Here is a 13,370-nt window from a genome sequence, read left to right as displayed (position 1 = left end):
GCCGGCGGGCGCCATCGTATGGCCGATCCCGACCCGTAGACTTTGGCTGCGATGCAGCACGCCTGCACAACGCCTCCTGCGCGAACCGCTCAGCCCACGAAGTGCTGATATCCGCGCTGCGGCGGCTGCCACGGCTTGCCGTCGGCGTCGTGGACCACCACGCCCGGCGTGGCGACGATCTGGCCGATACGTGTCACCGCGACTGCGGCGAAGTCCATCGCCTGCACCACCGCCTCGCGGTGTTGCACGGCGGCGGTGAAGCACAGCTCGTAGTCGTCGCCGCCGCCGAGTTGCCAGCCGATGCAGTGCAGCACGCTGATCCCGGCGCTGCGCGGCATCGCCGGCAACGCAGTCAGCGCCAGCTGCGCGCCCACGCCGCTGCGTTCGCACAGATGCCCCAGATCGGCCAACAAGCCGTCGGAGATATCCACACAGGCATGCGCAAGCCCACGCAAGCGCAGCCCGGCCTGCACGCGCGGCTGCGGGCGCAACAGGCGGCTGCGCCACCGCTCATGCAAGGGATCGGTGGCGACGGCGGTCACATCCAATTCCCCGGCTTGCCACAGCGACAACGCGGCGGCGGCCTCGCCCGGCGCACCAGTCACCCACACATCGTCGCCCACGCGCGCGCCATCGCGACGCAACGCCGCACCCGGCGGCAGGCTGCCGATCGCAGTGACCGCACACGACAACGGCCCGCGCGTGGTATCGCCGCCGACCAGTGCAATGGCATGCGCATCGGCCAGTGCAAAGAATCCATCGGCGAACGCGTCGACCCAGTCGGCATCGTCGTGCGGCAACGACAGCGACAAGGTGCACCAGCGCGGCTGCGCGCCCATCGCGGCAAGATCGGACAGATTGACCGCCAGCGTCTTCCAGCCCAGATCCTCGGCGCGCGTCTCGTGCGGAAAATGCACGCCCGCATTGAGCGTATCGGCGGTGATCGCCAGCTGCTCGCCCGGCGGCGGCTGCAGCAACGCCGCATCGTCGCCGATGCCCAACGGCACATCGGCACGCGCGGCAATGCGCGCGCGCAAGCGCGCAATCAGATCGAATTCAGGCATGGGGACGGGAATCGGGAGAAGGGAATCGGGAATCGCAAAGGCGCGTCAGGAGATGTCGGAAACGTTGCTCTTACGATTGCCCATTCCCGACTCCCCATTCCCGCGGCGCCTCAGGCGCCGCTCGCGCCCGACTCCACCTTGCGCCACTCCACCGACGCGCGATCCAGCACGCCGTTGACGTAAGTGTGGCCGTGCTCGGAGCCAAAGCGCTTGGCGGTTTCGATCGCTTCGTTGATCACCACGCGGTACGGCACGTCCTGCCGATACAGCAATTCGTAGGCGGCCAGGCGCAGCACCGCGCGCTCGATCGCGTCGACCTCTTCCACGCCGCGATCCAGATACGGGGTCAGCGCGGTGTCCAGCTCGGCACGGTTGGTCAGCACGCCTTCGACCAGGCTCTCGAAATACGCCAGATCGGCCACTTCGTGCGCCTGCTCATGCGCGAACTGGGAGATCACCTGCTTGGCGAACCCGCCGGAAATCTGCCACGCATACACCGCCTGCAAGGCACGCCGGCGTGCGCGCGAACGCAGCACCGGGTCGATGCCATCGCGACGGACGTGGCGGGCATGTCCACCGGACTTGCTCATGGCAACAACTCCATCAAATTGACCAGTTCCAATGCCGCAAGCGCGCATTCCTCGCCCTTGTTGCCATGGCTGCCGCCGGCACGCGCCTCGGCATCCTCCACGCGCTCGACCGCCAGCACGCCGTTGAGGACCGGCACGCCGGTCTGCAGCTGCACGCTCATCAGGCCTTCGGCGCACAGGTCGGCAACGTGTTCGTAGTGGCGGGTGTCGCCGCGGATCACGCAGCCCAGCGCGATGATCGCCGCGTGCTGGCCGGATTGCGCCAGACGATTGGCAGCGATCGGAATTTCCCAGGCGCCCGGCACGCGGACCACGTCGATGGCGTCTTCGCCGATGCCGTTGCCGGCCAGGCTCTGGCGCGCACCGGTGACCAGCGCGTCGGTGATGCGGGCATTCCAGCGGCTGGCGATGATCGCAAAGCGCGCGGTGGTGGGGCGGAGATCGCCTTCGTAGTGGGTCATGCGGGTCGGCAACTCAAGGGGGTGGGAAGTTTAACAGCTGCCGGGACCTGGCCCCGGCCGACGCGTGCAGGCCAGATCCGCCGAAGCAGACCCGGCCATGTGCCTCGGATCCAATCTGGGAAGCCGGCAGCAAAGGCTGGCGTAGCCGGCAGATGGCGCGGTCGATGCTCGAAAACAGCAGGAATCGCTCGAACAACCCGGTTTCTGCGTAATGTGCGCATCCACCTGACGGCAGCTCACTGCCTGCCGTCAGCCAATCTCAGGGCAGCGCGGCCGCCGGCACCGAACGCATGCCTTCGCCCGGGTGGCATTCCAGAAACTCCACCACCTCCAGCCCGAACCCGGCCAGGCCCACCTGACGCCGCGGCGTGCCCAGCACGCGCAGTTTGCCCAGACCCAGTTCGGCCAGGATCTGCGCGCCGGCCCCGTTGCGCCGCCACTGGCTGACGTCCTTGGCGTTTGTGGCCGCTTCCGGTTGCTGACGCAGCCGCGCCAACAACGATTCGCTGTCGCGCGGCGCCGACAGCACCACCATCACGCCCTGCCCTTCGGCGGCGATCGCACGCAGCGCATCGGTGGCCGCCACGCCGAAGTCATCGCGCTGCCAGTGCAGCAGATCGGCCAGCGGGTTTTCCACCTGCACGCGCACCAAGGTCGGGGTGTGCGGATCGGCGTTGCCGCGCACCAGCGCAAAGTGCAGGTCGTGCGCGATGCGGTCGCGGTAAGTCACCAGCTTGAACGGCCCGAACTCGGTGGTGATCTCGCGTTCGTCCACGCGCTCGACGGTGTGCTCGTTGGCCAGCCGGTAGGCGATCAGATCGGCGATCGAACCCATCTTCAGCCCGTGCTCGCGCGCGAACACTTCCAGCTGCGGGCGGCGCGCCATGCTGCCGTCCGGGTTGAGCACTTCCACCAGCACACCGGCCGGTTCCAGCCCGGCCAGCATCGGCAGATCGCTGGCCGCTTCGGTGTGGCCGGCGCGGGTCAGCACGCCGCCGGGCTGCGAGATCAACGGGAAGATATGCCCCGGCTGGCTCAGATCCTGCGGCTTGGCATCCGGACGCACCGCGGTGCGCACCGTGTGTGCACGGTCGTAGGCGGAGATGCCGGTGGTCACGCCCTCGGCAGCCTCGATGCTGACGGTGAAGTTGGTCTGGAATTGCGCGGTGTTGTTGCGCACCATCGGCGCCAGGCCAAGCTGCGCGCAACGCTCGCGGGTCAGCGACAGACACACCAGCCCGCGCGCGTGGGTCACCATGAAATTGATGTCCGAGGGCTTGACCAGCTCGGCAGCCATGATCAGATCGCCTTCGTTCTCGCGGTCCTCGTCATCGACGATCACCACCATGCGTCCGGCGCGCAGTTCTTCGATCAGTTCCGGAACGGGCGCGAAGTTCATGCCGCACCCCGCGTGCCGAGCAGGCGTTCGACATAGCGCGCCACCAGATCGATTTCCAGATTCACCGCCGCACCGACCGCCGTCTGCGCAAATGCGGTATTGGCCACCGTATGCGGAATCAACGCGACTTCAAAGCCATCTTCGTCCACTTCGTTGACGGTGAGGCTGACGCCATCGACGCAGATCGAGCCCTTCTTGGCGACATAGCGCAACACGGCTGCCGGCGCGGCAAACCGCCAGCGCTGCGCACGCGCATCGCCATGCACCGATTGCACCTTGCCCAGACCATCGACATGCCCGCTGACCAGATGCCCGCCGAGACGATCAGTTGGACGCATCGCGCGTTCCAGATTGAGCAGCGCGCCTTCCGGCAACGCGCCCAGCGTGGTCAGCGACAGAGTTTCGGTGGAGGCATCGGCCTGGAAGCTGCCGGCATCGAACGCAGTCACGGTCAGGCACACGCCGTTGACCGCGATGCTCTCGCCCAATTGCACCGCTTCGAACGGCAAACTGCCGGTGGCGAAGGTGAAACGCACATCGCCGCCTTGCGGCTGACGCGCAGCCAGATGGCCGACGCCTTCGATGATTCCGGTAAACATCAGCGCGCCTCCGTTTGCAGTGACAACGGAGCTAACGCAGTGCGGTGGAAAGTCGCGACGCAGCGCGACAGGTAACGCATGGACATAGTCGTTTCTCGCAAAAGTTGAGCGAAAAACGCCACAAGGCAAACAGGCGCGCGCGCAGCCGCAACGCTGCGCGTTGGCCGTCTTCTTTCATCCGGACTATACCGTCGGCCCCGGCATCGCACCGGATCTGCTGACCTTGCGCTTCAAGAGTTTCGCGTGGATTCGCGTAACTCCGCTGCGCAAGCGCTCGCGGGCTCGCACGCTTGCGCATGCCTACCGCCGGTGGGGAATCGCACCCCGCCCTGAAGACGTTCGTGAGTACCGGCGAACCGGCCAGCGCAGTCTAACAGGGCACCTTGGCGCGATGGCTGAGCGTTGGCTAAGGCCGGCAGGACACTGCGTCATGTCAGGGAATCACCCATAGCCAGGATTGTGAAGGATCTGTTAAATTGCGCCCCGCGACGGGAGACGTCGCTCTTTCCACCCCGCAACGGGGCGGAGACACGGACATCAATTCGGAGAGAACACCCAATGCGTAACACCCTGATTCTGGCTGCCCTGCTGGCCGCCGCACCGTTTGCCGCGTCTGCTGAAGGCCTGAGCTACAGCTACGTCGAAGGCGGCTGGAACCGTACCGAGATCGGTGTAGACGGCGATGCCGACGATCTCGACGGCGGCTACCTCCGAGGCTCTTGGCAGATTGCCGAGCCGGTGTACGTCTTTGCTGGCTACCAGCGCGCTACCGAGAATTACAGCCCGTTTCCTGGTATCACTGCAGACATCACTGTGCAGCAGGCCCACATTGGTATCGGTTACCGCCAGGAAATGACCGAGCGCGTGGATTTCACCGCCGACGTCGCCGCCCTGCGCAACAAAGGCGAAGTTGAATCGCGCGTCAACGGCCGCAGACTGGGTAACGCATCGGATTCAACCACCCTGGGCTTTGCCAACCTGGGCCTGCGTGGCAAGCCCTCGCCGCGTACCGAAGCTTGGATCAAGGCCGGCTACATCGACGGCAGCGACGTGGACGAAGGCGAATTCGTCGGCACCCTGGGTGGCCAGGTCAACTTCACCCCGACCTGGGGCCTGGTTGCCGAAGCGCAGTTCATCGACGACGCCAACCAGTACCGGGTCGGCGTGCGCGCAAGCTTCTGAACGGCGCGTCGCAGATGCACAAGGAGGCCCCGCATGCGGGGCCTTTTTTATGCATGCGATTGAGCGCATTACGGGTACGGAAATCTATCGTCAGACGTATGAGAGCAGCAGCGGCGTTGATGCTGTAGAGCGGCTCACAATGCTTTTTGAATGCTATATCGATGGCGGTAAAGTAGCAGATCAACGTCTGGTCGGTCGAGGGCGCGGCGCCCTCGCCGCTCGCGGGACACGCCGTGAATCCGTCCCCTGGAGGCTCGGTGGCGGCATCCATGCCGCCACACGGTCCCGCAAGCGGCGAGAACACCGCACCAGAGAGTTTGCCGGCTGTTTTTATTGAAAACCATGCACACCGACCACCTCGACTGGTCCTTGCCCGCCCACTGTCGCGGGACCTTACGCGGCATGGATGCCGCGTAAGAGCCTACATGGACGTACTTGCGGCGTGTCCCGCGATGGTGGGCGGGCAAGGGCCCTGCAGCAAACCCACAGATCATGCGCTCTGCAACTGATCTATCCGCAACGTCTAATCACTTCGAGACAACTAAACTCTTGAGTCATGGAATCATTTGATGAGGCCAAAAGCTTCGCTAATCGAGCGCGCGGTGCCCTCGCCGCTCGCGGGATATGCCGTGAACCCGTCACTGGGGCTCGGTGGCGGCATCCATGCCGGCACACGGTCCCGCAATCGGCGAGGACACCGCACCAGAAAGTCTGCTGGTTGCTTTGTTGAAAGCCATGCGCACCGACCCTCTCCACTGGTCCTTGCCCGCCCACCGTCGCGGGACCTTACGCGGCATGGATGCCGCGTAAGAGCCTACACGGACGTACTTGCGGCGTGTCCCGCGAGGGTGGGCGGGCAAGGGCCCTGCAGCGAGGTAGCAGATCAACGCTCTCCAACTGATCCGCGCAACGTTCTTACGAAACGAGAAACTTCGCGCTGGCAAACCGAAGTCATTGCGGCAACCCGGAGCTTCTACCTCCTGCAAGACGCCTTGCACCCGCAAGCCAAAACCATATCAAGCGACACGTGCAAGGTGATCCGCCCCGAAACATCGAGCGCGCTATGCAGCACTCACTCGCCGGTAAGTGGCACGTAACGCAATCGTAAATCCTGACCGAGCTGGCGCACGTCGAGTAGTTGCAAGGAATGACGCTGCGCCATCGTTTCGATGCCGAGTCCGGCGAACAGCGGTCTGGCGGTATCGCCTAGTAAAACCGGCGCCATGTAAACCAGCAGTTCGTCGACCAGGCCGGCGTGCAGCAATGCACCGCTCAGCGTCGCGCCGGCTTCCACATGCACCTCGTTGATCCCGCGTTCGGCGAGCGACGCCAAAACGGCAGACAGATCGAAGCGGCCGGCATGCAGCGGCATCGCAACGAACTGTGCATCGTCGAGCGACGGCGGCAGCACATCATCGCCATGCACATAGAGCGTCGGCGCATTGCCCTGACGAATGTTCTCGCACGCCAACGTGCCCAAACCGGCATCGAGCACCACGCGTAGCGGCGGCACGAAAGGCGTGTCGTCGCCCAGCCGCACGGTCATGGATGGATCGTCCGCCAGCACCGTGCCTGCGCCAGTGAGAATCGCGCCGGCACGTGCACGCCAGCGCTGCACATCGGCACGCGCATCCGCGCCGGTGATCCATTTGGACTCGCCGCTGGCCAGCGCAGTGCGACCATCCAGACTCGCGCCGAGTTTGATCCGCAGCCACGGCCGGCCACGTTCCACCCGCGACAAAAACCCCTGATTGAGCACGCGCGCCTGTGCTTGCATGACACCGCTAAGCACCTCGATCCCGGCCTCGCGCAGCAACGCGAAACCGCCGCCGTTGACCTGCGGAAACGGGTCGGCCATCGCCGCGACCACACGCGTCACCCCTGCGGCGATCAAGGCCAATGCACACGGCGGCGTGCGCCCGTAATGCGCGCACGGCTCCAAGGTCACATAGGCGGTGGCGCCGCGCGCCAGCGCCCCGGCTGCGCGCAACGCGAACACTTCCGCGTGCGCGCCACCGGCACGTTGATGGAAGCCTTCGCCCACGCACACGCCATCGCGCACGATCACACAGCCCACCATCGGGTTGGGGCGCGTGGTGTACGCACCACGCTCGGCCAAACGCAGTGCCTGCGCCATCCAGCAGTGGTCGTCGGCCGTTGCGCTCATTGCAGTGCCGTTTGCGGTTCGATAGACATCACCACGATCTGCATCGGCCCCAGCAGTAATTCCGCATGCGTCTGCCAGCCCAACCGCTGATAAAACGGCACCAGCACCGGTTGGCAATACAGGTACAACGCACTCACGCCCAATCGCGCGGCGGCTTGCACGCAATGCGCAACCAGCGCTTCGCCGATGCCCTGCCCGCGCGCCTGTGGCTGCACGTACAGCGATGCCAGCCACGGCGACCATTGCCGAATACGCGCGTCGTCGTTCTCCAGCAGGCTCACCGAGCCAAGCCACTGCGCCTGATCGAGTGCCACCCACGTCGTCGGGATCACGCCATCGCGGGTGTGGCTGCGCAACTCGCGCAGTGCCTCATCGAAATCCCAATCCGGCAACAGACTGCCGAAGGCCTGCAGATGCGCCTGCGCGATGGCCGGCAGATGCTCCGGCGTGTCGGCCACACAGGCGATGCGTAACGCGTTCACCGCTTGCCGGGCTTGCCGGCGCGCTCCAACGCCGCTTCCAGCAGCGGCAACTGCTCGATGCCGACCGGAAGTTCGCGTTCGAGCTTTTCGATTTCCTCGCGGAAATCGGCCACGTCCTGAAAGCTACGGTATACCGAAGCGAAGCGCACGTAGCCCACGTGATCGAGCTTGCGCAGCTCGACCATCACGTATTCGCCCACTCGCAGCGAGCCCACTTCGCGCTCGCCGGACATGCGCAGCTGATGCACCACCGCACGCACGGCCGCCTCGATCTGTTCTTCGGACACCGGACGCTTCTGCAATGCGCGGTCGAAACTGGTGCGCAACTTGCGCGCATCGAACGCCTCGCGCCCACCGTCGCTCTTGACCACGGTGGGCAGCTTGAGTTCGATCGTTTCCAGCGTACTGAAACGCTCGCCGCACGCCTCGCACTCGCGGCGGCGACGAATCGTCGTACCGTCTTCGGACACGCGCGAATCGATCACGCGGGTGTCGTTGTGCTGGCAAAAGGGGCAGTGCATCGGAAGTCCGGGAATAGGGAGAGGGGAATAGGGAATCGGAACAGCAGAGCTATCGCAGCGTTGCTTTTACCATTCTCGTCTCCCTATTCCCCATTCCCGTCTCAGCCATACACCGGATACTTCTTGCACTGCGCAGTCACCGCGTCGCGTACCTTCGCCAGCACCGCTTCGTCGGTGGGAGCGTCGAGCACGTCGGCGATCCAGTTGGCCAGGTCGATGCTGTCCTGCTCCAGATAGCCGCGGGTGGTGATCGCCGGGGTGCCCAGGCGCAGGCCGGAGGTGACGAACGGCGAACGCGGGTCGTTGGGCACTGCGTTCTTGTTGACGGTGATGTGGGCCTTGCCGAGCGCGGCTTCTGCGTCCTTGCCGGAGACGTCGCGGCCGATCATGTCCACCAGCATCAGATGATTTTCGGTGCCGCCGGAGACGATCTTGTAGCCGCGCGCGATCAGCGTAGTGGCCATGGCCTGGGCGTTCTTCACCACCTGCTGCTGGTAGGTCTTGAACGCAGGTTCCAGCGCTTCCTTGAACGCCACCGCCTTGGCCGCGATGACGTGCATCAGCGGGCCGCCCTGGATGCCCGGGAACACGATCGACTGCAGCTTCTTCTGCAGTTCTTCGCTGGCGCCCTTGGCCACGATGATGCCGCCGCGCGGGCCGCGCAGGGTCTTGTGGGTGGTCGAGGTGACCACGTGCGCATGCTCCATCGGGCTGGGATACACGCCGGCAGCGACCAGGCCGGCCACGTGCGCCATGTCCACGAACAGGTACGCACCGACACTGTCGGCGATGGCGCGGAAGCGAGCCCAATCGATCTTCTGCGAATAGGCCGAAAAGCCGGCCACGACCATCTTCGGCTTGTGCTCGGTGGCCAGGCGCTGGACCTCGTCATAGTCGATCAGGCCCTGCTCGTTGACGCCGTACTGCACGGCGTTGAACAGCTTGCCGGAGACATTGACCTTGGCGCCATGGGTCAGGTGACCGCCATGGGCCAGGCTCATGCCCAGGATGGTGTCGCCGGGCTGCAGCAGCGCCAGATACACCGCCTGGTTGGCCTGCGAGCCGCTGTGCGGCTGCACGTTGGCGTAGTCGGCACCAAACACCTGCTTGATGCGCTCGATCGCCAGCTGCTCGGCGATGTCGACGAACTCGCAGCCACCGTAATAGCGCTTGCCCGGATAGCCTTCGGCGTATTTGTTGGTCAGCTGGCTGCCCTGGGCTTCCATCACCAGCGGGCTGCAATAGTTTTCGCTGGCGATCAGCTCGACGTGATCCTCCTGGCGGCCGGCTTCGTCGGCGATGGCCTTGGCCAGTTCGGGGTCGTAGGTTTCCAGTCGGACGTCGCGCGAGAACATGCAGAGCTCCGGGGCAGCTGTTGCCAGTAGGGGCGCAGATTGTAAGCCCCCGCATGGACAGGTGACCAATTGCGATGCTGGCACGCCCCACGCGCACCATGGCGCCCGCGCCTTCAAAAGACAAAGGCGCACCGGAGTGCGCCTTTGGGTGATGGCCTGCCCGCTTGCCGGGCCGGACCAAGTCGATCGCCAACGCTTAGTTGTTGAGCACCAGATCGGCGATCACACCGGTTGCGATGGCCACCAGCAGGAAGTTGCCGGTGTTGTCGCGCTGCCAGCGATAGCCGCGCGGCGGGTAGCGCAGGTTGTAGCGGTCGTAATCGTTGACCACGTAAATCGGACCCTGATAGCGGTGACCACGCACATAGGCTGGACGGCCGTAGTAGACCGGCGCCGGTACGTAGGCATACCCGCCACGGTCGTAGTGGCGATCACGGTAGCGCGCGTCGCGATAGCCCTCACGGTAGCCATTGCCATAGTAACGGCGGTCCTGGCGCCAGTCGCGGCGGTCGGCCTGGCGGTCGTCCCGCCACTCACGACGGTCGTTGCGATGGTCGTCGCGACGATCATTACGCCAGTCGCGGCCATGGCCGCGGCGATCGTGGTCGCGGTCCCAGTCTCCGGCGAATGCGGCCGGTACCACGGAGCCAAGCGCCAGGATGGAGGAAAGCACAACGGTAACGATGCGTTTGCGGTTCATGACAGCTCCTGTTTGCGATGTCGCAACTGCATTAATGCGCCCGGCGCCTTAACGCATTCTTGCTGGAATCGGTTACGAAAACGCCCATTCAGGTGAGAAGTAAGCTGCCGTTTAGCTGCAACCCTGCTCCCGCGTGCCCTGGCACTTGCCCGTATAATCGGCGCAATCCCTTTTCCGCTGCCTCCGGCCTCGGCCGGCGGGCTGCCTGCGTCCACGGAGCCCCCATGTCGCAATACATTTACACCATGAACGGCGTCAGCAAGACGGTGCCGCCGAAGCGCCAGATCATCAAGGACATCTCGCTGTCGTTCTTCCCGGGCGCCAAGATCGGCCTGCTCGGCCTGAACGGCTCGGGCAAGTCGACCGTGCTGAAGATCATGGCCGGCGTGGACACCGATTTCAGCGGCGAAGCGCGCCCGCAGGCCGGCATCAAGGTCGGCTATCTGGCGCAGGAACCCGAACTCAACCCCGAGCACACCGTGCGTCAGGCGGTGGAGGAAGGCGTCGGCGAAGTGCTGCAGGCCCAGGCCGCGCTGGACAAGATCTACGAAGCCTACGCCGAGGAAGGCGCCGACTTCGACAAGCTGGCCGCCGAGCAGCAGCGCCTGGAAGCCATCCTGGCCGCCGGCGATGCGCATATGGTCGAACAGCAGCTGGAAGTGGCCGCCGACGCGCTGCGTCTGCCGCCGTGGGAAGCGCTGATCGGCCCGCTATCCGGTGGCGAAAAGCGCCGCGTGGCGCTGTGCCGCCTGCTGCTGCAGAAGCCGGACATGCTGCTGCTCGACGAACCGACCAACCATCTGGACGCCGAATCGGTCGAATGGCTGGAACAGTTCCTGGCGCGCTACACCGGCACCGTGGTGGCGGTGACGCATGATCGCTACTTCCTGGACAACGCAGCCGAGTGGATCCTGGAACTGGACCGCGGCCGCGGCATTCCGTGGAAGGGCAACTACACCGACTGGCTGACCCAGAAGGACGAACGCCTCAAGCAGGAAGACAATCAGGAAAAGTCACGCCAGAAGGCGATCCAGAAGGAACTGGAATGGTCGCGCCAGAACGCCAAGGGCGGCCGCACCAAGGGCAAGGCGCGTCTGGCCCGCCTGGAAGAACTGCAGTCAGTGGACTACCAGCGCCGCAACGAGACCAACGAGATCTTCATTCCGCCGGGCGAGCGCCTGGGCAATGCCGTGCTCGAGTTCAAGAACGTCACCAAGAAGTTCGGCGACCGCCTGCTGATCGACAATCTGAGCTTCCTGGTGCCCGGTGGCGCGATCGTCGGCATCATCGGCCCCAACGGTGCCGGTAAGTCGACCCTGTTCAAGATGATCACCGGCATGGAGACCCCGGATTCGGGCGAGATCGTGCTCGGGCCGACCGTGAAGCTGGCCTACGTGGACCAGAGCCGCGACAAGCTGGAAGGCAACCACAACGTGTTCCAGGAAATCGCCGGCGGTCTGGACATCCTCAACATCAACGGCGTGGAGATCCAGTCGCGCGCCTACATCGGCCGCTTCAACTTCAAGGGCCAGGACCAGCAGAAGATGGTCGGCTCGCTCTCCGGCGGTGAGCGCGGTCGTCTGCACATGGCCAAGACGCTGTTGCAAGGCGGCAACGTATTGCTGCTCGACGAACCATCCAACGACCTGGACATCGAAACCCTGCGTGCGCTGGAAGATGCGTTGCTGGAATTCCCCGGCAACACCTTCGTGATTTCGCATGATCGCTGGTTCCTGGATCGCATCGCCACGCACATTATCGCCTTCGAAGGCGACTCGCACGTGGAGTTCTTCCAGGGCAACTACCGCGAGTACGAAGAAGACAAGAAGCGCCGCATGGGCGACGACGCCGGTCCCAAGCGTCTGCGCTTCAAGGCGCTCAAGTAAGCAAGAGCGGCCTACAAAACGGCTGCGCTCGCCGCCAGGCGACTGCTCGCTACGGTTTGTCAGCCACTCGTAAGACAAGGGCGCCGAAAGGCGCCCTTTTTACGTGCGGAGTTCAGTGGCGTTGCGTCGACAAACCGCGCCGTCGAGGATGGAGCGCACCGTTGGCCGCTGCGTTACAGCTCGTAAGACAGCACGTCTTCGAAGCCGAAGGTGTCGAAGTTTTCGATGCGCGAGGGATACAGGCGGCCGACCAGGTGATCGTATTCGTGCTGCACCACGCGCGCGTGGAAGCCTTCGGCCTCGCGCTCGATCGGACTGCCATCGGGTGCGAAGCCACGATAACGGATGAAGCGATAGCGTGGGATCACCGCGCGTAATCCGGGAATGGACAGGCAGCCTTCCCACCCGTTTTCCATCTCCTCCGACAGCGGTTCGATCTGTGCATTGGCCAATGCGGTGCGCGGCACCGCCGGCGCTTCGGGGTAACGCTCGCTGGCCTCGAACCCGAACACCATCAATTGCAGATCCACCGCGATCTGCGGTGCGGCCAGACCCACGCCACGTGCATCGTCCATGGTCTCGAACATATCGGCCACCAAGGTGCGCAGCTCGGCGCTACCCAGGTTGGTGACCGGTGGCGCCACACGCAGCAGGCGTTTGTCGCCCATGCGGATAATCTCGCGAATCATCTAGCTGCTCCCGGGAAACGTGACGGGATTTTAGAACCTGTTCGGTAGGCGTAGGTGAGGTTCGGGATCTGGGATTGGGGATTGGCGGATTCGCAACTGGGACATCGGATCCCGCTGCGTTGGCACTTCACGTTCTGATCTCAGTTGGCTGCCCGGCTCGGTTTCCTTCTACCGGCGGAGACGGGCTTCGCTCGTACCCGCATCCGCGCCTGCGGGGCACCTTCTCTCGATAGGAGAAGGAATCTGCTGTCGCAGCCTTGGCCTGCTGGCCGGAG

Annotated in this window: 13 protein-coding genes and 1 riboswitch; of the genes, 2 read left to right on the top strand and 11 right to left on the bottom strand. The window is 64.6% G+C overall.

Annotated features, from left to right (window positions below; genetic code table 11):
• Positions 1–89: 89 nt before the first annotated feature.
• From thiL to NYR97_RS13030, 5 genes are all read right to left on the bottom strand, one after another.
• Complete coding sequence (gene thiL / locus NYR97_RS13050) at positions 90–1,064, bottom strand: thiamine-phosphate kinase (RefSeq protein ID WP_316693677.1); 975 nt, start codon at positions 1,062–1,064, stop codon at positions 90–92.
• A gap of 110 nt (positions 1,065–1,174) precedes the next feature.
• Positions 1,175–1,654, bottom strand: coding sequence for a transcription antitermination factor NusB (gene nusB, locus NYR97_RS13045; RefSeq protein ID WP_205392427.1), 480 nt, complete (start codon positions 1,652–1,654; stop codon positions 1,175–1,177).
• Positions 1,651–2,115 carry a 6,7-dimethyl-8-ribityllumazine synthase gene (ribH, locus tag NYR97_RS13040; protein WP_205392428.1) on the bottom strand — a complete coding sequence of 155 codons (465 nt, stop codon included), beginning with the start codon at positions 2,113–2,115 and terminating at the stop codon, positions 1,651–1,653. The genes nusB and ribH overlap by 4 nt, the downstream gene beginning before the upstream one ends.
• A 259-nt stretch (positions 2,116–2,374) precedes the next feature.
• Complete coding sequence (gene ribB, locus NYR97_RS13035; RefSeq protein ID WP_205392429.1) at positions 2,375–3,514, bottom strand: 3,4-dihydroxy-2-butanone-4-phosphate synthase; 1,140 nt, start codon at positions 3,512–3,514, stop codon at positions 2,375–2,377.
• Complete coding sequence (locus NYR97_RS13030; protein ID WP_316693672.1) at positions 3,511–4,113, bottom strand: riboflavin synthase; 603 nt, start codon at positions 4,111–4,113, stop codon at positions 3,511–3,513. Before NYR97_RS13030 ends, ribB begins: the two co-directional genes overlap by 4 nt.
• 162 nt (positions 4,114–4,275) lie before the next feature.
• Positions 4,276–4,454: riboswitch (FMN riboswitch) on the bottom strand.
• A gap of 217 nt (positions 4,455–4,671) precedes the next feature.
• Between NYR97_RS13030 and NYR97_RS13025 the strand changes: the two genes are divergently transcribed.
• Positions 4,672–5,295, top strand: a complete 624-nt coding sequence (locus NYR97_RS13025; RefSeq protein ID WP_205392432.1) for an outer membrane beta-barrel protein — start codon at positions 4,672–4,674, stop codon at positions 5,293–5,295.
• A gap of 1,072 nt (positions 5,296–6,367) precedes the next feature.
• Here NYR97_RS13025 and ribD read toward each other — a convergent pair.
• The 5 genes from ribD to NYR97_RS13000 all read right to left on the bottom strand — a co-directional run bounded on the left by ribD (position 6,368) and on the right by NYR97_RS13000 (position 10,520).
• Positions 6,368–7,462: a bifunctional diaminohydroxyphosphoribosylaminopyrimidine deaminase/5-amino-6-(5-phosphoribosylamino)uracil reductase RibD gene (ribD, locus tag NYR97_RS13020; protein WP_316693670.1), complete on the bottom strand. Its 1,095-nt coding sequence runs from the start codon at positions 7,460–7,462 to the stop codon at positions 6,368–6,370.
• Complete coding sequence (locus NYR97_RS13015; RefSeq protein WP_205392434.1) at positions 7,459–7,944, bottom strand: GNAT family N-acetyltransferase; 486 nt, start codon at positions 7,942–7,944, stop codon at positions 7,459–7,461. The genes ribD and NYR97_RS13015 overlap by 4 nt, the downstream gene beginning before the upstream one ends.
• On the bottom strand, positions 7,941–8,465 hold the full coding sequence (nrdR, locus tag NYR97_RS13010; RefSeq protein ID WP_006453216.1) for a transcriptional regulator NrdR: 525 nt from the start codon (positions 8,463–8,465) through the stop codon (positions 7,941–7,943). Before nrdR ends, NYR97_RS13015 begins: the two co-directional genes overlap by 4 nt.
• Before the next feature lie 101 nt (positions 8,466–8,566).
• Complete coding sequence (glyA, locus tag NYR97_RS13005) at positions 8,567–9,820, bottom strand: serine hydroxymethyltransferase (protein ID WP_316693667.1); 1,254 nt, start codon at positions 9,818–9,820, stop codon at positions 8,567–8,569.
• 196 nt (positions 9,821–10,016) lie between these two features.
• Entirely contained in the window at positions 10,017–10,520 is a 504-nt protein-coding gene (locus NYR97_RS13000; RefSeq protein WP_205392436.1) for an RcnB family protein, read from the bottom strand.
• Positions 10,521–10,744: 224 nt separating this feature from the next.
• On the opposite strand from NYR97_RS13000, the gene ettA reads away from it, so the two are divergent.
• Positions 10,745–12,406 carry an energy-dependent translational throttle protein EttA gene (gene ettA / locus NYR97_RS12995; protein WP_006452559.1) on the top strand — a complete coding sequence of 554 codons (1,662 nt, stop codon included), beginning with the start codon at positions 10,745–10,747 and terminating at the stop codon, positions 12,404–12,406.
• Positions 12,407–12,579: 173 nt separating this feature from the next.
• On the opposite strand, the gene def is transcribed toward ettA, so the two are convergent.
• Positions 12,580–13,095 carry a peptide deformylase gene (def, locus tag NYR97_RS12990; protein WP_006452558.1) on the bottom strand — a complete coding sequence of 172 codons (516 nt, stop codon included), beginning with the start codon at positions 13,093–13,095 and terminating at the stop codon, positions 12,580–12,582.
• Positions 13,096–13,370 lie beyond the last annotated feature (275 nt).

It is taken from the genome of Xanthomonas hydrangeae (assembly GCF_032697525.1).
GTDB classification, from domain to species: domain Bacteria; phylum Pseudomonadota; class Gammaproteobacteria; order Xanthomonadales; family Xanthomonadaceae; genus Xanthomonas; species Xanthomonas hydrangeae.
The sequence above is the reverse complement of the archived record's forward strand: the minus strand, read 5'-3'. Positions and strand labels throughout refer to the sequence as shown.

Excerpts from the sequence above, each read along its gene's own strand:
- thiL (WP_316693677.1), bottom strand. The coding sequence starts at position 1,064 with ATGCCTGAATTCGATCTGATTGCGCGCTTGCGCGCGCGCATTGCCGCG.
- nusB (WP_205392427.1), bottom strand. The coding sequence starts at position 1,654 with ATGAGCAAGTCCGGTGGACATGCCCGCCACGTCCGTCGCGATGGCATC.
- ribH (WP_205392428.1), bottom strand. The coding sequence starts at position 2,115 with ATGACCCACTACGAAGGCGATCTCCGCCCCACCACCGCGCGCTTTGCG.
- ribB (WP_205392429.1), bottom strand. The coding sequence starts at position 3,514 with ATGAACTTCGCGCCCGTTCCGGAACTGATCGAAGAACTGCGCGCCGGA.
- NYR97_RS13030 (WP_316693672.1), bottom strand. The coding sequence starts at position 4,113 with ATGTTTACCGGAATCATCGAAGGCGTCGGCCATCTGGCTGCGCGTCAG.
- NYR97_RS13025 (WP_205392432.1), top strand. The coding sequence starts at position 4,672 with ATGCGTAACACCCTGATTCTGGCTGCCCTGCTGGCCGCCGCACCGTTT.
- ribD (WP_316693670.1), bottom strand. The coding sequence starts at position 7,462 with ATGAGCGCAACGGCCGACGACCACTGCTGGATGGCGCAGGCACTGCGT.
- nrdR (WP_006453216.1), bottom strand. The coding sequence starts at position 8,465 with ATGCACTGCCCCTTTTGCCAGCACAACGACACCCGCGTGATCGATTCG.
- glyA (WP_316693667.1), bottom strand. The coding sequence starts at position 9,820 with ATGTTCTCGCGCGACGTCCGACTGGAAACCTACGACCCCGAACTGGCC.
- NYR97_RS13000 (WP_205392436.1), bottom strand. The coding sequence starts at position 10,520 with ATGAACCGCAAACGCATCGTTACCGTTGTGCTTTCCTCCATCCTGGCG.
- ettA (WP_006452559.1), top strand. The coding sequence starts at position 10,745 with ATGTCGCAATACATTTACACCATGAACGGCGTCAGCAAGACGGTGCCG.
- def (WP_006452558.1), bottom strand. The coding sequence starts at position 13,095 with ATGATTCGCGAGATTATCCGCATGGGCGACAAACGCCTGCTGCGTGTG.